Here is a 16,570-nt window from a genome sequence, read left to right on the forward strand (position 1 = left end):
GCGGGGATGACAGCGTCAATTGAGGAGACACCTTCCAAATGGTGACCTTCTACGGCAAAACCTTCGCCTCCCGCCTGCTGATCGGCAGCGCGCTCTATCCCTCGCCCGCCATCATGCAGGACGCGATCCGCGCCTCCGGCTCGAACATCGTCACGGTGTCGCTGCGGCGCGAATCCGCTGGCGGCAAGACCGGGGACGCTTTCTGGAATCTGATCCGCGAGCTCGACGTCACCGTGCTGCCGAACACCGCCGGCTGCCGCAGCGTGCGCGAAGCCGTGACCACCGCAAAACTCGCCCGCGAATTGTTCGGCACGAGCTGGATCAAGCTGGAAGTGATCGCCGACAACGACACGCTGCAGCCCGACGTCGTCGGCCTGGTCGAAGCCGCCACCATCCTGATCAAGGACGGCTTTGAGGTGTTCCCCTATTGCACGGAAGACCTCTCGGTCGCGAACCGGCTGGTCGATGCCGGCTGCAAGGTCGTGATGCCATGGGCCGCGCCCATCGGCAGCGCGAAAGGCATCACCAACCGCGACGCGCTGAAGCTGATGCGCGAGCGGCTGCCGGACATCACGCTGGTGGTCGATGCCGGCATCGGCGCGCCCTCGCATGCGGCCGAGGCGCTCGAGCTCGGCTATGACGCCGTGCTGCTCAACACGGCCATCGCCAAAGCCGCCGATCCCGTCGCGATGGCCAAGGCCTTCCGCCTCGGCTGTGATGCCGGCCGCACCGCTTACGAAGCCGGGCTAATGAACGCCCGCGACTTCGCCTCCCCCTCCACCCCTGTCGTTGGGACCCCGTTCTGGCATGCCGTATCCTGATCCGTTTTACCCCGTCGTCGACAGCCTCAAATGGGTCGAGCGCCTGACCAAGCTCGGCGTCGGCACCATTCAGCTGCGCGCGAAGGACCTCGACGACTCGCAGGCCCTGCAGATCGTCACCGATGCGCTGGCCATCACCAACGGCACGCAGGCCAAGCTGGTCGTGAACGACTATTGGCGCGCCGCGGTCGTCGCCGGCGCAAAATACCTGCATCTCGGCCAGGAGGATCTGGTGGACGCCGACCTCAATGCCATCCGCGAGGCCGGCCTGTCGCTCGGCGTCTCCACGCATGACGACGCGGAGCTTGAAACCGCACTCGCCGCAAAACCCGATTACGTCGCGCTCGGTCCGATCTTCTTCACCACACTCAAATCGATGCGCTTCCAACCGCAGGGCATTCCAAAAATCACGGAATGGAAGAAGCGCATCGGCACCATCCCGCTGGTCGCCATCGGCGGCATCAAGTTCGAGCACGCCGCGGAGATCTTTGCCGCGGGCGCGGATTCCATCGCCGTGGTCAGCGACGTCACCCAGAATGCCGATCCGGATGCACGCGTACGGCAGTGGCTCGGCCAGAAGGAGGCTGCGTGATGCCGCACTCCGCTCCCTCCCCTCGTCATTGCGAGCGCAGCGAAGCAATCCAGAGTCTCTCCGCAGAGGCAGCCTGGATTGCTTCGTCGCAAGAGCTCCTCGCAATGACGGAGCAAAAGCTTGCCCACCTCACTCAATCTCCATCCCGTCACCCTGAGGTGGCCGCTTCTTCAGCGGCCCTCGAAGGGCGACAGCCCGGCTCGTTCATCCTTCGAGGCTCGCCCAGCGACGCGTTCGCGCCGCAGGCCTCGCACCTCAGGATGACGAGATCAAACATCGCACCACAGAATTAAACCGGAGGATCCCATGAACATCCGCTCCAACCCGCAACAGACCGTCCCCGCCGTCACCACCGGCCCCCTGCCGTCCTCGCGAAAGATCTTCGCCTCGCCGGACGCAGCGCCCGACATCCGCGTGCCCTTGCGCGAGATCATTCTCTCCGAAGGCGCCGGCGAGCCGAACCTGCCGGTGTACGACACCTCGGGCCCCTACACCGATCCGTCCGTCACGATCGACGTCAACGCCGGTCTCGCGCGCGGGCGCAAAGCCTGGGTGCTGGAGCGTGGCGGTGTCGAGGAATATCAGGGCCGGCAGATCAAGCCGGAGGACAACGGCAGCGTCTCCACCGACAACGCGGCGCGCTCCTTCGCGGCCTATCACCAGCCGCTGCGCGGCCTCGACGGCCACAAGATCACCCAGCTCGAATTCGCCCGCGCCGGCATCATCACCAAGGAGATGATCTACGTCGCCGCCCGCGAAAACCTCGGCCGCAAGCAGCAGCTCGAGCGCGCGGAAGCCGCACTCGCCGACGGCGAAAGCTTCGGCGCCTCCGTGCCCGCCTTCATCACCCCGGAGTTCGTCCGCAGCGAGATCGCGCGCGGCCGCGCCATCATCCCCTCCAACATCAACCACAGTGAACTCGAGCCGATGATCATCGGCCGCAATTTTCTCACCAAGATCAACGCCAATATCGGCAACTCGGCGGTGACCTCGTCGGTCGAGGAAGAGGTCGAGAAGATGGTGTGGGCGATCCGCTGGGGCGCCGACACCGTGATGGACCTCTCGACGGGGCGCAACATCCACACCACCCGCGAATGGATCCTGCGCAACGCGCCGGTGCCGATCGGCACGGTGCCGATCTACCAGGCGCTGGAGAAGTGCAACGGCGATCCGGTGCAGCTGACCTGGGAGCTCTACAAGGACACGCTGATCGAGCAGTGCGAGCAGGGCGTCGATTATTTCACCATCCACGCCGGCGTCCGCCTGCAATACATCCACCTCACCGCCAACCGCGTCACCGGCATCGTCAGCCGCGGCGGCTCGATCATGGCGAAGTGGTGCCTGGCGCATCACAAGGAGAGCTTCCTCTATACCCATTTCGACGAGATCTGCGACCTCATGCGCAAGTATGACGTCTCGTTCTCGCTCGGCGACGGCCTGCGTCCGGGCTCGATCGCGGATGCCAACGACCGCGCGCAGTTCGCGGAGCTGGAGACGCTCGGCGAACTGACAAAGATTGCGTGGGACAAGGGCTGCCAGGTCATGATCGAAGGCCCCGGCCATGTGCCGATGCACAAGATCAAGATCAACATGGACAAGCAGCTCAAGGAGTGCGGCGAGGCCCCGTTCTACACGCTCGGGCCACTGACCACCGACATCGCGCCGGGCTATGACCACATCACCTCAGGGATAGGTGCGGCCATGATCGGCTGGTTCGGCTGCGCCATGCTCTGCTACGTCACGCCGAAGGAGCATCTCGGCCTGCCCGACCGCAACGACGTCAAGGTCGGCGTCATCACCTACAAGATCGCCGCGCACGCGTCCGATCTCGCCAAGGGTCACCCGGCAGCCCAGCTCCGCGACGACGCGCTGTCTCGTGCTCGTTTCGACTTCCGCTGGAGCGACCAGTTCAACCTCGGCCTCGACCCCGACACCGCAAAAAACTTCCACGACGAGACCCTGCCGAAGGAAGCCCACAAGGTCGCGCATTTCTGCTCGATGTGCGGCCCAAAGTTCTGCTCGATGAAGATCACCCAGGACGTGCGGGACTATGCGGCGACGCTGAATGATCCGAACTCGATCGGCATGTCCATGAGTGGGACTGCCGAGGACGGCATGGCCAAGATGAGCGCGAAGTTCAAGGAGATGGGGAGCAGCGTTTATCTGGATGCGGAGAAGGTGAAGGAGAGCAATCGGGTGTTGTGAGGGCCGCTCCGTTCGTCATGCTCGGGCTTGCCCCGGGCATTCCGCTGAAAATGAAAGGCCGGGCAGATGCCCGGCTTTTTGTTTGCAACAGTGTCACACGGCGCGGGAAAGCACGGCCCTTAGCGCTAGATAGATGTCGGAATCACAGGGTGCGCCGATCTTGGCACTCTTGCTCTGTGAGATCCTCAGGATCGTGATCGCAGATTGCGAATGACCAACTCGTCCTTTGGATAGCCGGATCTTTTTGGCGCCCCCCGAGAAACCACCAAGATCTGAATTCCGGATTATCGTAGATAGACAGTACGTCCCCATTTTCGAACACAAGATCGAGTTGGTCCTTACTGACAATCTTCGTCTCGGCGATTTTAACTCGTAGAATGCGATCTACATTCAGGGATTTATGATTGCCGTAGATCTCGTAAAGGAAATTGACTGCGCCGTCGGAGGATCGGAATGAAAAACGATCCGCTACATTCAACAACGCATTCTCGTCCTCAAACCAAAACATGACGTGATATTTATCGATTGTCACTTGATAGAGTTCCCATCCTATGATGGGGCAGAAATCAAAGCGTTGGGTAAAACCAATTGCCATATCAATTTTCTTCCCGATTCACCGCTAGCAAGCAAAGCCGGGCAAACGTAGCGACATCCGTTGTCTTTGTCCTCCCGCATATCGCTCCGCTCACGCGGGCTCCAGCAGCGGATGGTTGATGTGTCGAACTCCGTCCTCCACCGCCTCCCCGACCAACTCCTCCCCAACCTCCGTCTCGTCTTCGTCGGCACAGCCGCCAGCACGCGCTCGGCTGAGCTCGGGCACTACTACGCCCATCCCGGCAACCGCTTCTGGCGCGCGATCCATGAGGCCGGGATTACGCCGCGGCGCTATCAACCCGGCGAGTTCGCCGCACTGATCGAGCTCGGGATCGGCTTCACCGATCTCTCCAAGTCGGGTGCGGGGATGGATCACCAGATCGCGACGGAGACGATCGACGTGCCCGGCTTGAGGGCCAAGATCGAGAAATACCGGCCGCGGACAGTTGCGTTCACGAGCAAGAAGGCGGCGAGCTTGTTTTATGGCAGGCCGTCGAGCGGGATTTCGCTGGGGCGGCAGCCGCGCGACGAGAGCTTGCCGGAGATTTTTGTGTTGCCGTCGCCGTCGGGTGCCGCGTCGGGGCATTGGACGCTGGAGCCATGGCGGGAGCTGGCGAACTGGATTGCTGCGTAGGGTGGATCGGCGATCGCGCCTCGGACACCGCCGTCGTCCGGGCGAACGCCGGGACCCATAACCACAGGCAGCGGTTTGGCGAAGACTCGTCGTTCGGTACTTCTGCCGTCCGCAACGATGGATTCCGCGGTATGGGTCCCGGCCTTCGCCGGGACGACACCGTGGGTTTGACACGCAGTGCGGGCTTCGTAGGGTGGACGAAGGCGCTGCCTCAACTCAGCGACGCCAGCTCGCGCGCGAGGTTGTCGCGGGCCTGCTGATCATACACCGCGGCAAAATCCGGATCGGGAAAGATGACCGGACGGACCGCGAAATGGCGGAGCACCCGGGCTCGGCCGGTGCGATAATCGCCCTCGCTGACATGGCCGAATTCGCGGCGGATCGCAACGGCATAGGCGTCATAGCGGGCGGGATCAGTGCCGAGAATGCTGAGGTCGATCGAGATCAGGATCGCCCCGAGGCGATCGCCGGCGCCGACGTCATGCGTTTTCGTCAGTCGGATCAGGCGGCCGACCTCCGGGCGAAGCCCAGCGCGGACGTGCTGCTCGGCGAGCGCCGCGCTGCGCTCCTCGTTGTCCGATCGGGTCGGGTCGTACACGACGTCGTGCCACCAGAGCGCCTCCGTCAGCGTCTCGCGCTCGGCGGCCGAAAGGCCGTCGACACGCGCGAGCGCGGCCAGGCAATCCTCGATATGCGAGAGATTGTGATAGTGGCGGTTCGGCGCTGCGTAGGCAGCGGCCAGTTCTTCGCGGCTCATCGGCAAACGACTATTCCTCGAACAACTCCTTGAACAGCGCCTTCGCGCGTTCGAGCCCTTCGGGGGTGAACACCACCGACTTCACTTTCCCGACGGGATCGTCAATCATGCCCTTGTCATGCAGGCGGCCGAGCACATCCCAATCAAAACCCTTCCAGGCGCGACAGCCGTCGTGCAGAGTCAGATAGAGCAAGGCCAGCGCCGCGTCGTCGATCTTGTCCTCGTTGATTGCCATCTTGGACCTCCTCAGAGCGGTGTTGAGGCCATCCTATTGCACGAAAGGCAATCCGCAACACCCTCCGAGACCTCAGCTGCGTAGGGTGAGCAAAGGCGCCCTTGCGCCGTGCCCACGATCTCTCCCCGCAATCCGGCAGAACGTGGGCACGGCGCGCGAAGGGCGCGCCTTTGCCCACCCTACGAGAGTGCGCCCTAAAGATCAAAATTGGTCGGCAGCATCACCACGTCGCGAATGGTCATGCCGCGCGGCCGGGTCAGCATGAACATCACCACTTCAGCCACTTCGCTGGCCTCCAGCAGGCTGCCGGAGTCCCTCGCTTCCTGCAGCTTCTCGGGCGGCCAGTCCGCGAGCAGCGCGGTGACGACCGGGCCGGGCGAGATCGAGCCGACGCGAATGCCGTGCTTGAAGACCTGGCGCCGCACTGTCTGGACGAAGCAGTTGATCGCCCATTTGGACGACGCATAGACCGGCTCCCACGGCGTCGGAAAATGCGCGGCAAGAGAACTCGTGACGATGATGTCGCCGCTCCGGCGTGCGATCATGTGCGGCAGCACGTCGTGCACGTTTTTCATCACGACGTTGACGTTCAAATTCAGCATCCGGTCGATCGCCATATTGTCGGCATCGATGAGATCACCGCCGACATACGTGCCCGCATTGGCATGCAGGATGTCGAGCTGCCCTGCCTGCTCCAGGACGCGCGGCAGCAGCGTGGCGCAGTCCTTGGGATCGAGCAGATCGACGACCAGCGGGATGACCGCGTCGCCATGCTTGTTGCCGAGCGCCTTCAACGCGGCCTCGTCGCGGTCGACCATCACCACGCGCGCACCCGCGGCCAGCATCGCTTCGGTGCTCGCCAGCCCGATGCCCGACGCGGCCCCGGTCACGGCGGCAATTTTGCCTGCCAATTCGTTTGCCATGAGATCACCATTCTGCTGAGGTCGGCAGTATAGCAATGCAAGGCGAATTGGCGAAGCGGATCACCGGCCTCGTAGGGTGGGCAAAGGCGCGAAGCGCCGTGCCCACGATCTCTCCACGACACCGGCAGAACCGTGGGCACGGCGCGAAGAGCGCGCCTTTGCCCACCCTACGGCACCGTCAGCCGGTATACGCCTTGTCCAACTCCGCAATCACGATCTTCCGCATCCCCATCATCGCCTGCATGACGCGATTGGCCTTCGTCCGGTCAGAGTCGCCGAGATAGCGGCCAAGCGCCGTCGGAACCACCTGCCAGGAAAGTCCAAATTTGTCCTTCAGCCAGCCGCAGCGGGATTCCTCGCCGCCGTCGGCGGTGAGGCGGCTCCAGAAATAATCGACCTCCTCTTGCGTCTCGACGCTGATGAAGAACGACACCGCCTCGTTGAAGCGGTATTGCGGCCCGCCATTGAGTGCGTTGAAGCGCTGCCCTTCGAGCTCGAACACCGCCATGAAGTCGCTGACGGTCTCGACCTTCGCATTGGGGAACACCGATTTGTAGAAGGCGACGGCTTCCGGAACGTTGTTGTCGAACCAGAGAAACGGCGTGATGGAGGTCATATGCGCTATCCTTTGCCTCGAACCGGACGCGCACACGCGCGCCGTCACTCGAAGGACGAACGCGCGGGCGATAATCCGACAGGCGGAATAGCACTTTTTGGCCTCCGTCGAACGGTCGATGCCGGGCATCCTCCGATCGATCGACGTCGCACGCGGACTATTGCAAGGGCGTGATGGCGGCGATACGACTTGGAGTGGAAGAAATTGGGACGGAACAGCCGAGCCTCAACCGGCGCTCATCATGTCGAGGAAGCCGCCGCCATGAGCGACGATCTCTCCGGTGTCTGGGACGGCACTTACATTCAACCCGGCACGGGAATGGTCACGTTCACCGCGACGCTGGTCGAGGCCGGCGGCGCGCTCGCAGGCCACGTCACCGAACCCTGCTCGAATCCGCGCTGCCCGGTGCGAACCCACAGCGCCTCGATCACGGGCCATCGCTCAGGCCACGTCGTGTCCTTCGTCAAGCGCTATGAGCCGCCGGGTTACGGCTTCGACATTGTCAATTACGACGGCATCATGAACGGAGAGGCGACCGAAATCGACGGGCGCTGGCGGCTGCCGGGCACGTCCGGGTCGTTCCTGATGATCCGCTCCAGCAAGCGCGCGCAGGCGAGCACCACCGCCGACCAGGTGCCAACACGTTGAGGGCGCGCTGAGATTGATTGACTCGACGCGAGCCCGGAAACCGGTCACCTCTCCCGTAGGGAGAGGTCGGGTCGCATCGATAGATGCGATCCGGGTGAGGGGTTACAGTTTCACTTCGTGCCGCGGCCCCTCACCCGGATGGCTCCCGACGATGCTTCGCATCGCCAGAAGCAATCCGACCTCTCCCCAACGGGGAGAGGTGGTCGACAGCCGATAGAGCTTGATTTCGTCAACTACGAACCAGGAGCGAGATGTCAATGCTGACCCTCTATTCCTACCCGCAATTGTTCGGCGTCGCCGATAACAACGGCTATGGGCTCAAGGTCTACGCTTTCCTGAAGCTCGCCGGCGTGGCGTTCGTGCACGAGCATTTGTTCGATGCCTCCGCCGCCCCACGCGCGCAGCTTCCTTACGTCGTCGACGACGGCGAGACCATCGGCGACAGCGAGACGATCATCGCGCATACGATCGCAAAGTATCATCTGACCATCGATGCCGCGCTGTCGCCGGCGCAGCGCCGCACCCATCATCTCGTCACGCGCATGCTCGACGATCTCTACTGGGTGATGTCCTATTCGCGCTGGAAGGACGACCGCTACTATCCCGCATTTCGCGACGGTTTCATCGCCCAGCATCCGCAGATTGACGCTGCCGGCTTCGAGAAGGCGAAGGCGTATAATGCGCAGCGCTATCACTACCAGGGCATCGGCCGCTACACGCCCGAGCAGGCTTACGCGCGAGGGCTAGCTGATCTGCAGGTGCTGGCCGAGATCGTGCCCGCGAACGGTTTTGTGGATGGCGAGCGGCCGACCAGCTGTGATGCCGGCATCTACGGCTTCATCGCGAATATTTTTTATTATCCGATCCCGACGCCGCTGAAGGCGTTCGTCGATGCGCAGAAGAACCTCGTCGCGCATTGCGAGCGGGTTCATGCGATGGTGTCGACCTAATCGGCGGTCTCGTAGGGTGGGCAAAGCGACTTGTCCGCCGTAGCTCGAAGAGCGAAGGCGGAAGCGTGCCCACGATCTGTATCCATCACGGGAGAATGGTGGGCACGGCGCTTACGCGCCTTTGCCCACCCTACGGCACCTGTTCCTACCGCATCGTGATCGCAAGCCCGCTCAGGTCCGCGTTCGCCATCAACCCGGTCTGGTAGCCCGACAGCTCCAGCACCGCGCCCTTCTGGTTGGTCAGCACGATGGCGCGGGCGCCGCGGCCGACGGCGAGGCCGGCACCGGCAGCGCCATAGACGCCGGCGACATCGGAGGGACGGTTGATGTTGGAGACGCGGCCGCGCAGCACGGTCTTGGAGCCGCCGAAGACGAGCCCGTAATCGAGCCCGCCGGTCGAAAGCGAATAGGCGCGGCCGCGGAAGTTCAGCACGCCGGAGCCGCCCGAACCGCCGATGATCCAGCCCGCCTTGTAGATCGTCAGCACCACGGTGCCGCCATCGGCCTGCGCCGCGGTCGAGAGGCCGACAAGTGCGGCCATGGCGACGAGCGCGGCACGCAAGGTGGAAGCAATCTTCATGGGGCGTCTCCGGGGGCTATTTTTCAAGGGGAAAGCGAATCAGATGCTGCAATCTATCCGATCGAACGCGGCGGCAACATGATGGGCGGCGCTGTCGGTGTGCTCCCTCGCCCCGTTCTTACGGGGAGAGGGTTGGGGTGAGGGGCTGCCTCCGCAATCACGGTGGCAGTTGGACTCGCGGACCGTCCTCATTCTCCGTCATTGCGAGCGCAGCGAAGCAATCCAGAATCTTTCCGCGGAGACAGTCTGGATTGCTTCGCTGCGCTCGCAACGACGGGCGGATGGATTCCCGCCTTTCCCGCCAGCGGGCCGCACGCTGCGAGCCTCCGCGCACATCGCCCACCATGCCATCCTGCCAGTGTTTTGCCCGACGGGTCAACCACAATTTCTGTATTCCCGAAATTTGGATTTCGCCAACGATTTCTACTGTGCATGGGGTTGTTTTCGCGTTTTGTGTTGGAGCACGCCCCGCACACCGCTACGCTCCTGCCGGCTCCATCACCTCCGAGGTCCCCCATGCCGATCCAGCATTTCGCTGCCCCACCGCACGTCAAGGCGCCGCCGCTCTCGTTCGCGACCCGCGTCGGCGACCTGCTGTTCGTCTCCGGCATTCCCGGCTTCGACGCCCATGGCGCGCTGCCTGACGGATTCGAGGCGCAGTTCGCCAATGTCGTCGTCAACATCAAGCGTGTGCTGGACGAGGCCGGCGCCACGATGCGCGACCTCGTCAAGGTCAACGTGCTCCTGACCCGCGCCTCGGACGTGGCCGCGATGAATGCGCTCTATGCCGGCGCGTTCGGCCCGCCGCCGTTTCCTGCACGGACCACGTGCGTGGTGCAGGCACTGCCCGATCCGAAGATGCTGATCGAGATCGAGGCGGTGGCCTCGCTGGCGAAGTGAGCCACGCTTGGCGCGTGTGTCTTGCCGGACACTCGGCCGAACCAAGTGCACGATCCCGTCTGACATATCCGTGAACGGCCGCTCCTCGGCTTGCAAAGGACCTGCTTTTACCGCACGAATTTTCGGGTCACACTTCCCCATCAGGAGATTTTTCATGCGTCGCGTTCTCGCCCTTTGTGCCGTTGCCGGCATCGCCTCGTCCGTGTTTGCCGTGCCGGCGTCGGCGGCAGCCGGCTATTACGTGATCCGCTGGGACAACACCGGCATCTGCCAGGTCTGGAACGAGGACCTCCGCTACAAGCCGTTCCAGTGGGGCGTGTCGACCTACAAGGTCGTCAGCAAGCCGCTCCCGACCTTCACGGCCGCCTCCGAGCTCCAGCTCAAGATGCGCGCCGACCGCCGCTGCTTTCTCTGATCCGATCGGCCAATCGAGTTCGAGGGCGGGTTGCGCGAGCAGCCTGCCCTCTTCTTTTCGCGAGCGAATTCCGTCATTTCCCTCGCATACGCTTTGAACCTGATCAGCACGCGGAACTACTCACATCGGCCGGTCACTGTAGCCGGTAGGAATTCGGTCGGCGGACGATAAGGGCCGGGCAAGGATGCAATGCTAGCATCCATGCCCGGTCGTTTTTTAACCCGGATTGGAGCAGGTCGATGCGCGCACGGACGACGATGCTGGCCGCTCTCACCGCTTTGCTCCTGCTCGCCGCAACGGCGCAGGCGCAGGCCCCGCAATCCTTCCGCGTGATCTCGCCGATCTTCGGCCAGCTCGTCTCTTTCGCGATGCCGTCACATTTCGAAGCGGTGTTCGAGAACACCAAGGGCGGCCACTACATCCGCGAAGCCGTGCTGAAGGGCGAGACGCCCGAGCGCTGGACGCAGATGATCACGGTCACCGGCGAGAAGGGCATGACGTTGACGCCGGGCGCATCGCCACAGATTTTTGCGGGCACGATCGCAGGTGGCTTCAAGACGGCATGTCCGGACAGCTTTGCCGCCAGGCCGCTCGGCGCCACCACCTTCGGCCGCTTCGAGGGCTTTGTCGCCGTGGTCGGTTGCGGCCGCATCGACAGCGGCCCGACGCGGCACAGCGAAACTGCGCTGCTGATCACGCTCAAGGGCGCGACCGACTATTACACCATCCAATGGGCCGAGCGCGGCCCCGAAAGCGACGAGCCGCCGGTCAATGACGACCGCTGGGAAGCGCGTCTGCGCGATCTGAGCCCGATCGATCTCTGCCCGATCATGCCGGGCGAAGCCGCGCCCTATCCGAGCTGCCTGAACAAGAGCTGAGGTGCCTCAGGCGTCCTTGTGCGCGCCGGGGTGAATCAAGACGTCGCGCGCGGTGGAGAGGTCGATGAAGGCCTGCGCGCTGCCGCCCTGGTCGGGATGCATGCCCTTGGCGGCGCGGCGATAGGCCTGGTTGATGTCGTCGCAAGTGAGCTGCACCACGAGCGGCAGGCCCAGCATTTTTCGCGCACGATCCTCCCTGGACAATTTCTTCGGCGCGCCGTTGCGGCGGCCGAAGCGCGGCGCGGTCAGGTCATGGACGACATCCAGGATCACACCGACGCGGCGCCGGGCGGCCTGCGCCACGCCGTGATCGTCATTGTCCGCGGCCTGGCGCAGCACGGGCAGTGCCTGCTCGGCGGCCTGCCGCAGCGTGGCATCGCTGCTCATCCGCGCGATCTCGGCCACCAGCCGCCCTGCCTCGGCCCAGTCGGCGAATTCCGCCGACCGCAGGCGCTCGAGCGCCAATTTCCAGGATTCAAGTCGTTCCATCATGTGCGCAACGTTTAGCAATGAAGACGAGTATGCCAAGGCGGCCGTTTCCGACCCCTTAATTTCGAGTTAGCCTTTCATGAAACTTAGAAACGAAATCGGGAGGAAATTGCCATGGCATTGCTCGCAAACCACATCGCCGTCATCACGGGCGCCGGTTCCGGCATCGGCCGGGCGATCGCCGCCGGCTATGCGCGCGAGGGCGCGCAAATGGTGCTGCTCGACGTCAATGCCGACACGGTCGCGGAAGCCGCCGAGGAGATCCGCAAGGCCGGCGGCAAGGCCGAGAGCTTTGCCCTCGACGTGACCAGGCGCGACGACTGCTTTGCGCTGGCAAAGACCGTCGCCGACAAGGTCGGGCAGGTCTCGATCCTCGTCAACAATGCCGGCATCACCCGCCGCAATGCCTTCACCGCCGAGACCGAGACGGTCGCGAAGGACTGGAACGATATCATCTCGCTCAACCTCAACGGCGTCTTCAACATGACGCAGGCCTTCCTCAGCCCCTTGCGCGCGAGTAAAGGCCGCATCGTCAATATCGCATCGATCCAGTCTTTCGTGCATCTGCGCACGCCGAGCTCGGCGGCGTACACCACTTCCAAACATGGCGTGCTCGGCTTCACCAAGGCGCTCGCGGTCGAGCTCGGCAAGGAAGGCGTGCGCGTCAACGCGATCGGGCCCGGCTTCATCGAGACCAACATCAACGCCAAGGTGCGCGCCACCAATCCGGCGCTGGTGCAGGCCTTCGTCGATCACACCCCGCTCGCGCGCACCGGCAAGCCCGAGGACATCGTCGGCCCCGCGCTCTTCCTCGCCTCGGACCTGTCGTCCTTCGTCACGGGCACGATCGTGATGGTGGACGGCGGATATCGCACGGTGTGAGCCGCGAGATCGGTCCGCATCGCTATGCATCTCGTGCCAATCGCGGCAATGCAGCGGCATTCCCAAGGTCAATTCGTGCGACGGCTCGCAATTAACCTTTCATTAACCAAACCCGCCCACCGTAGATCTACGGCTTGGGGGTCGTTTGTTCTCGATCCGCTTTCAACGATGGAAGCGGGCGTTGATCGGGGAGTGTGTTGATGACCACTGTTCATGTCGCGGCGCCCGAGCAGGGCGCGCAATTCCTTACACCCAACGAGATCGTTCCACTGTTGATCGGCGCGACCGTCGACGAGGTCGAGCGCGAGCTCGTGCTCCAGACGCTCGCGCGCTGCGACGGCAACCGCACACGCGCCTCGCGCGTGCTCGGCCTGTCGGTGCGCACGCTGCGCAACAAGATCAGGATCTATGCGGCCTCCGGCATCGAGGTGCCGGCGTATCACGATTGACGCGATAGCCCCCTGCGCCGCAGCGCCGATTGATGTTGATCAAGCCCGGCATGATGCGCGGGCGGAATTGCTGCTGTCGTCAAACGCCGCTAAGTAGCTTGCTTGCGCAGAAGGAGTAGCGGCGTGGCAGACGATCAGGGACGGCCGGGACCTCAGGGCCCGCGCGGGCGGCAGGGCGAACCGGGTCGGCCGGGACCACAGGGTCATCCGGGCAAGCGGGGGCCCGACGGCACACGCGGCAAGCCGGGACCGCAGGGTAAGCCTGGGCCTGCCGGCAAGGCTGGAGCGCAAGGCAAGGCCGGTCTGCCGGGCAAGGCGGGCGAAGCCGGTGCGCGGGGCGCAGCCGGACCGCAGGGCGCCGTGGGTCCTCAAGGCCCGCGCGGCGAGGCCGGTCCGCCCGGCCAATTGCCGTCGATCGAGCAGGTGCTGCCGTGGCTGGAGCAGCTGTTCGATGCCTGGGACGAACGCCGCCGCCAGTGCGAGCAGGAGGCCGCGGAGCGCGCCGCGTTAGAGGCCGCCGTCCACGAGGCTGAAGAAGATGCGTCCTCCGACGACGACGCCGAGAGCGACGATGCCGAGGGCGACGAGCACAAGAAAAAGAAGAAAAAGAAGAAGCACGGCCACAAGGATTAGCAGGCGCCTACTTCGCCTGATCCTCACGCCGCGGCAGCATGCCCATGCGCTCGAATTGCCAGCGCATGGCGCGGTACCAGAGATAACCGACCACCGCGCCGCAAACGGCCAGGATCACCACGTTCGCGCTCGAGAACGAGCCGCTCCACCACATCATCCACGCGGTCCACAACAGCGTGAAAACGATGGCACCTGCTTTCAGCGGAAGAAGGGGGCGGTTCATGGTCGAGCTCCGGGTTGTCAAAACCCCGGCGAGCATCATCGCGCGTGATGGCGATCGCTTCCGTGAGCCAGATCACGGTCGTGCCTGGCGGAACCACTAACCGAAGCGCAGCCGCGAACGCTCCTTCGCCTTCTCCGCCTCGACCTCGCGGTCGCGCGTCGGTGCATGGGTGTGCAGCGAGGTCAGCAGTTTTCGCGCAGCCTCCGAGACCTCAGCGACCGCGCGGTCGAAGGCCGCCTCATTGGCCTGCGACGGCCTGCTGAAGCCGGAGAGTTTTCGCACGAACTGGAGCGCGCTGGCATGGATCTCGTCCTCCGTCGCGGGCGGCTCGAAATTGAACAGCGTCTTGATGTTGCGGCACATGCAGTCTCTCCCGTAGAGGCCCGATTTTGATCCAAGGACGGATGGAGAAGCCGAAATCCTACATCGCCTATAGCCGCATGTCACAGGCGCCCAAATATTCCACTTGCGCGCCGCAACATCGGGGAAATGTTTTTCAGGGGTGAGCAGCGGTCCGCTCTCGATCCCGGGACGCGGGCTGATAAGATCGCGCGCAACGCGGCCACGAGCCATGAGCCGCACTTGGGGAGACCAACATGAAAGCCTCTTGCGCGGCGCTGTCGGCCGTTCTGCTGTCCATCACGACATCGGTCTTCGCCGCCGATTATCCGGCGCCGAAACAGGGCGACTGGGTTGCCAAGGATTTCAAGTTCCACACCGGCGAGGTCATGCCGGAGCTGAAGCTGCATTACACCACTGTCGGTGAACCGACCGGACAACCGGTGCTGGTGCTGCACGGCACCGGCGGCTCGGGCGCGAGCATGCTGACGCCCGCCTTCGCCGGCGAGTTGTTCGGCGCCGGACAGCCGCTCGATGCGTCCAAATATTACATCATCATTCCCGACGCGATCGGCCACGGCAAATCGTCAAAGCCGTCCGACGGCATGAAGACGAGCTTCCCGAAATACAATTACGACGACATGGTCGAGGCGCAGCATCGCCTCGTGACCGAAGGCCTCGGCGTCAAGCATCTGCGGCTCGTGATCGGCAACTCCATGGGCGGCATGCAGACCTGGCTGTGGGGCGAGACATATCCCAAGGACATGGACGCGCTGGTGCCGATGGCCTCGCAGCCGACCGAGATGGCGTCGCGCAACTGGATGATGCGGCGGATCATGCTCGACACCATCCGCAACGATCCTGATTACAATGGTGGCAATTACACCAGCCAGCCGCGCATGATGAAATACGCCATCACTGCCTATGGCATCGCCAGCATCGGCGGCACGCTCGCCTATCAGCAACAGGCACCGACCGCAGCTAAGGCCGACAAGATCGTCGACGAACGGCTGGCGACGCCGATCCCGGCGGATGCCAACGACTACGTCTACCAATGGGACTCCTCGCACGACTACAACGCCAGCGACAAGCTGGAGGGAATCGAGGCCTCGCTGCTGCTGATCAACTCCGCCGACGACGAGCGTAATCCGCCTGAGACCGGCGTGACGGACGCCGCAATGAAGCGGGTCAAGAACGGCAAGCTGTATCTCATCCCCGCAAGCACCGAGACGCGCGGCCACGGCACCACCGGCAACGCAAAATTCTACAGCGAGCAGGTTCGGCAATTGCTGCAGACTGCACCGCAGCGCACGATGTAGGCATCGTCAAAGCCGCCCCCGATATCGCAACGCATCATATGCGGCGTCTTGGCGCCGCATATTATTTGAGCATGCAATGAGCTGACGGCTCGGGCTTAATCGCGTCAACGATACGAATCGACACGCGATGAGGAGGATTGCATGCACAGGCTTGCGCTGTGCGTTTGGCTCGCCGCGATGACGAGCGCCGCGTTCGCGTTCGACAACGGCCAATACGACAACGTTCCGCCCGACATTCGCGCCTGGTTCAAGAGTGTGATCGCGCCGAACGGCGTACCCTGCTGCGACATCTCCGATGGCCATCGCACCGACTACGACGTGCGCAAAGGTACCTATTGGGTGCCGATCGAGGGACAATGGATGGAGGTGCCCGAGCGCGCCATCATCCGCGATCGTGGCAATCCGGTCGGTCAAGCCGTGGTGTGGTACGTCCACCACCGCGGCGCCATCATCATCAGTTGCTTCGTGCCCGCCGACGCAGTGTAGCG

At 63.6% G+C, this 16,570-nt stretch carries 23 protein-coding genes; 14 read left to right on the forward strand and 9 right to left on the reverse strand.

Translation table 11 applies throughout. The features are described 5' to 3' along the window. Nucleotides 1-38: 38 nt before the first annotated feature. The 3 genes from V1280_RS19595 (at nucleotide 39) to thiC (ending at nucleotide 3,618) form a co-directional block, all read left to right on the forward strand. On the forward strand, nucleotides 39-821 hold the full coding sequence (locus V1280_RS19595) for a thiazole synthase (RefSeq protein ID WP_334527497.1): 783 nt from the start codon (nucleotides 39-41) through the stop codon (nucleotides 819-821). Beyond that, entirely contained in the window at nucleotides 808-1,413 is a 606-nt protein-coding gene (locus V1280_RS19600) for a thiamine phosphate synthase (protein ID WP_334527500.1), read from the forward strand. The genes V1280_RS19595 and V1280_RS19600 overlap by 14 nt, the downstream gene beginning before the upstream one ends. 306 nt (nucleotides 1,414-1,719) lie before the next feature. Then, on the forward strand, nucleotides 1,720-3,618 hold the full coding sequence (gene thiC, locus V1280_RS19605; RefSeq protein WP_334527503.1) for a phosphomethylpyrimidine synthase ThiC: 1,899 nt from the start codon (nucleotides 1,720-1,722) through the stop codon (nucleotides 3,616-3,618). A 142-nt stretch (nucleotides 3,619-3,760) separates the two neighbouring features. Here thiC and V1280_RS19610 read toward each other — a convergent pair whose 3' ends face one another. Next, nucleotides 3,761-4,213, reverse strand: coding sequence for a hypothetical protein (locus V1280_RS19610; protein WP_334527506.1), 453 nt, complete (start codon nucleotides 4,211-4,213; stop codon nucleotides 3,761-3,763). Between the two features lie 120 nt (nucleotides 4,214-4,333). On the opposite strand from V1280_RS19610, the gene V1280_RS19615 reads away from it, so the two are divergent. Beyond that, entirely contained in the window at nucleotides 4,334-4,846 is a 513-nt protein-coding gene (locus tag V1280_RS19615) for a mismatch-specific DNA-glycosylase (RefSeq protein WP_442895143.1), read from the forward strand. A gap of 211 nt (nucleotides 4,847-5,057) precedes the next feature. Here V1280_RS19615 and V1280_RS19620 read toward each other — a convergent pair whose 3' ends face one another. The 4 genes from V1280_RS19620 to V1280_RS19635 all read right to left on the reverse strand — a co-directional run bounded on the left by V1280_RS19620 (nucleotide 5,058) and on the right by V1280_RS19635 (nucleotide 7,377). Further along, the gene (locus tag V1280_RS19620) at nucleotides 5,058-5,603 is read right to left on the reverse strand and encodes an HD domain-containing protein (protein WP_334527512.1); all 546 of its coding nucleotides are present in this window, start codon (nucleotides 5,601-5,603) and stop codon (nucleotides 5,058-5,060) included. 10 nt (nucleotides 5,604-5,613) lie between these two features. Next, a complete protein-coding gene (locus V1280_RS19625; protein ID WP_334527515.1) occupies nucleotides 5,614-5,838 on the reverse strand; it encodes a DUF6429 family protein in 225 nt (74 codons plus the stop codon). A gap of 194 nt (nucleotides 5,839-6,032) precedes the next feature. After that, a complete protein-coding gene (locus V1280_RS19630) occupies nucleotides 6,033-6,761 on the reverse strand; it encodes an SDR family oxidoreductase (protein WP_334527516.1) in 729 nt (242 codons plus the stop codon). Nucleotides 6,762-6,939: 178 nt separating this feature from the next. Then, on the reverse strand, nucleotides 6,940-7,377 hold the full coding sequence (locus V1280_RS19635; protein ID WP_334527519.1) for a VOC family protein: 438 nt from the start codon (nucleotides 7,375-7,377) through the stop codon (nucleotides 6,940-6,942). A gap of 261 nt (nucleotides 7,378-7,638) precedes the next feature. Here V1280_RS19635 and V1280_RS19640 point away from each other — a divergent pair, with 261 nt between their 5' ends. Continuing rightward, complete coding sequence (locus tag V1280_RS19640) at nucleotides 7,639-8,025, forward strand: hypothetical protein (RefSeq protein WP_334527522.1); 387 nt, start codon at nucleotides 7,639-7,641, stop codon at nucleotides 8,023-8,025. A gap of 257 nt (nucleotides 8,026-8,282) precedes the next feature. Continuing rightward, nucleotides 8,283-8,975, forward strand: coding sequence for a glutathione S-transferase family protein (locus V1280_RS19645; protein ID WP_334538361.1), 693 nt, complete (start codon nucleotides 8,283-8,285; stop codon nucleotides 8,973-8,975). Nucleotides 8,976-9,120: 145 nt separating this feature from the next. Here the strand turns inward: V1280_RS19645 and V1280_RS19650 are convergent, their stop codons facing one another. Further along, nucleotides 9,121-9,555, reverse strand: coding sequence for a hypothetical protein (locus V1280_RS19650; RefSeq protein WP_334527525.1), 435 nt, complete (start codon nucleotides 9,553-9,555; stop codon nucleotides 9,121-9,123). A gap of 516 nt (nucleotides 9,556-10,071) precedes the next feature. Here V1280_RS19650 and V1280_RS19655 point away from each other — a divergent pair. From V1280_RS19655 to V1280_RS19665, 3 genes are all read left to right on the forward strand, one after another. Further along, nucleotides 10,072-10,455: a RidA family protein gene (locus V1280_RS19655; RefSeq protein WP_334527528.1), complete on the forward strand. Its 384-nt coding sequence runs from the start codon at nucleotides 10,072-10,074 to the stop codon at nucleotides 10,453-10,455. Between the two features lie 154 nt (nucleotides 10,456-10,609). Further along, the gene (locus V1280_RS19660; RefSeq protein WP_334527531.1) at nucleotides 10,610-10,870 is read left to right on the forward strand and encodes a hypothetical protein; all 261 of its coding nucleotides are present in this window, start codon (nucleotides 10,610-10,612) and stop codon (nucleotides 10,868-10,870) included. Nucleotides 10,871-11,127: 257 nt separating this feature from the next. After that, entirely contained in the window at nucleotides 11,128-11,748 is a 621-nt protein-coding gene (locus tag V1280_RS19665; RefSeq protein WP_334538362.1) for a hypothetical protein, read from the forward strand. Between the two features lie 6 nt (nucleotides 11,749-11,754). On the opposite strand, the gene V1280_RS19670 is transcribed toward V1280_RS19665, so the two are convergent. After that, complete coding sequence (locus tag V1280_RS19670) at nucleotides 11,755-12,240, reverse strand: J domain-containing protein (RefSeq protein WP_334527533.1); 486 nt, start codon at nucleotides 12,238-12,240, stop codon at nucleotides 11,755-11,757. Nucleotides 12,241-12,351: 111 nt separating this feature from the next. On the opposite strand from V1280_RS19670, the gene V1280_RS19675 reads away from it, so the two are divergent. The 3 genes from V1280_RS19675 (at nucleotide 12,352) to V1280_RS19685 (ending at nucleotide 14,201) form a co-directional block, all read left to right on the forward strand. After that, entirely contained in the window at nucleotides 12,352-13,119 is a 768-nt protein-coding gene (locus tag V1280_RS19675) for an SDR family NAD(P)-dependent oxidoreductase (RefSeq protein WP_334527536.1), read from the forward strand. Nucleotides 13,120-13,319: 200 nt separating this feature from the next. After that, on the forward strand, nucleotides 13,320-13,568 hold the full coding sequence (locus V1280_RS19680; protein WP_334527539.1) for a helix-turn-helix domain-containing protein: 249 nt from the start codon (nucleotides 13,320-13,322) through the stop codon (nucleotides 13,566-13,568). 123 nt (nucleotides 13,569-13,691) lie between these two features. Further along, entirely contained in the window at nucleotides 13,692-14,201 is a 510-nt protein-coding gene (locus tag V1280_RS19685) for a collagen-like protein (protein ID WP_334527542.1), read from the forward strand. Nucleotides 14,202-14,208: 7 nt separating this feature from the next. Here V1280_RS19685 and V1280_RS19690 read toward each other — a convergent pair whose 3' ends face one another. Together V1280_RS19690 and V1280_RS19695 are read right to left on the reverse strand one after the other, a co-directional pair. Further along, nucleotides 14,209-14,424 (reverse strand): hypothetical protein, encoded by a 216-nt coding sequence (locus tag V1280_RS19690; protein ID WP_334527544.1) that lies wholly within the window; start codon nucleotides 14,422-14,424, stop codon nucleotides 14,209-14,211. 96 nt (nucleotides 14,425-14,520) lie between these two features. Then, nucleotides 14,521-14,787, reverse strand: coding sequence for a DUF2277 domain-containing protein (locus tag V1280_RS19695; protein WP_148772729.1), 267 nt, complete (start codon nucleotides 14,785-14,787; stop codon nucleotides 14,521-14,523). Between the two features lie 233 nt (nucleotides 14,788-15,020). Here V1280_RS19695 and V1280_RS19700 point away from each other — a divergent pair, with 233 nt between their 5' ends. Further along, a complete protein-coding gene (locus tag V1280_RS19700; protein WP_334527550.1) occupies nucleotides 15,021-16,082 on the forward strand; it encodes an alpha/beta fold hydrolase in 1,062 nt (353 codons plus the stop codon). Between the two features lie 141 nt (nucleotides 16,083-16,223). Then, nucleotides 16,224-16,568: a hypothetical protein gene (locus V1280_RS19705; protein ID WP_234680080.1), complete on the forward strand. Its 345-nt coding sequence runs from the start codon at nucleotides 16,224-16,226 to the stop codon at nucleotides 16,566-16,568. Nucleotides 16,569-16,570 lie beyond the last annotated feature (2 nt).

This window comes from Bradyrhizobium sp. AZCC 2230, assembly GCF_036924495.1.
GTDB lineage: Bacteria > Pseudomonadota > Alphaproteobacteria > Rhizobiales > Xanthobacteraceae > Bradyrhizobium > Bradyrhizobium rifense.

What these genes read in the sequence shown, in the direction of transcription:
- V1280_RS19595 (WP_334527497.1), top strand. Translation starts at nt 39, where the DNA reads ATGGTGACCTTCTACGGCAAAACCTTCGCCTCCCGCCTGCTGATCGGC.
- V1280_RS19600 (WP_334527500.1), top strand. Translation starts at nt 808, where the DNA reads ATGCCGTATCCTGATCCGTTTTACCCCGTCGTCGACAGCCTCAAATGG.
- thiC (WP_334527503.1), top strand. Translation starts at nt 1,720, where the DNA reads ATGAACATCCGCTCCAACCCGCAACAGACCGTCCCCGCCGTCACCACC.
- V1280_RS19610 (WP_334527506.1), bottom strand. Translation starts at nt 4,213, where the DNA reads ATGGCAATTGGTTTTACCCAACGCTTTGATTTCTGCCCCATCATAGGA.
- V1280_RS19620 (WP_334527512.1), bottom strand. Translation starts at nt 5,603, where the DNA reads ATGAGCCGCGAAGAACTGGCCGCTGCCTACGCAGCGCCGAACCGCCAC.
- V1280_RS19625 (WP_334527515.1), bottom strand. Translation starts at nt 5,838, where the DNA reads ATGGCAATCAACGAGGACAAGATCGACGACGCGGCGCTGGCCTTGCTC.
- V1280_RS19630 (WP_334527516.1), bottom strand. Translation starts at nt 6,761, where the DNA reads ATGGCAAACGAATTGGCAGGCAAAATTGCCGCCGTGACCGGGGCCGCG.
- V1280_RS19635 (WP_334527519.1), bottom strand. Translation starts at nt 7,377, where the DNA reads ATGACCTCCATCACGCCGTTTCTCTGGTTCGACAACAACGTTCCGGAA.
- V1280_RS19640 (WP_334527522.1), top strand. Translation starts at nt 7,639, where the DNA reads ATGAGCGACGATCTCTCCGGTGTCTGGGACGGCACTTACATTCAACCC.
- V1280_RS19645 (WP_334538361.1), top strand. Translation starts at nt 8,283, where the DNA reads ATGCTGACCCTCTATTCCTACCCGCAATTGTTCGGCGTCGCCGATAAC.
- V1280_RS19650 (WP_334527525.1), bottom strand. Translation starts at nt 9,555, where the DNA reads ATGAAGATTGCTTCCACCTTGCGTGCCGCGCTCGTCGCCATGGCCGCA.
- V1280_RS19655 (WP_334527528.1), top strand. Translation starts at nt 10,072, where the DNA reads ATGCCGATCCAGCATTTCGCTGCCCCACCGCACGTCAAGGCGCCGCCG.
- V1280_RS19660 (WP_334527531.1), top strand. Translation starts at nt 10,610, where the DNA reads ATGCGTCGCGTTCTCGCCCTTTGTGCCGTTGCCGGCATCGCCTCGTCC.
- V1280_RS19665 (WP_334538362.1), top strand. Translation starts at nt 11,128, where the DNA reads ATGCTGGCCGCTCTCACCGCTTTGCTCCTGCTCGCCGCAACGGCGCAG.
- V1280_RS19670 (WP_334527533.1), bottom strand. Translation starts at nt 12,240, where the DNA reads ATGATGGAACGACTTGAATCCTGGAAATTGGCGCTCGAGCGCCTGCGG.
- V1280_RS19675 (WP_334527536.1), top strand. Translation starts at nt 12,352, where the DNA reads ATGGCATTGCTCGCAAACCACATCGCCGTCATCACGGGCGCCGGTTCC.
- V1280_RS19680 (WP_334527539.1), top strand. Translation starts at nt 13,320, where the DNA reads ATGACCACTGTTCATGTCGCGGCGCCCGAGCAGGGCGCGCAATTCCTT.
- V1280_RS19690 (WP_334527544.1), bottom strand. Translation starts at nt 14,424, where the DNA reads ATGAACCGCCCCCTTCTTCCGCTGAAAGCAGGTGCCATCGTTTTCACG.
- V1280_RS19695 (WP_148772729.1), bottom strand. Translation starts at nt 14,787, where the DNA reads ATGTGCCGCAACATCAAGACGCTGTTCAATTTCGAGCCGCCCGCGACG.
- V1280_RS19700 (WP_334527550.1), top strand. Translation starts at nt 15,021, where the DNA reads ATGAAAGCCTCTTGCGCGGCGCTGTCGGCCGTTCTGCTGTCCATCACG.
- V1280_RS19705 (WP_234680080.1), top strand. Translation starts at nt 16,224, where the DNA reads ATGCACAGGCTTGCGCTGTGCGTTTGGCTCGCCGCGATGACGAGCGCC.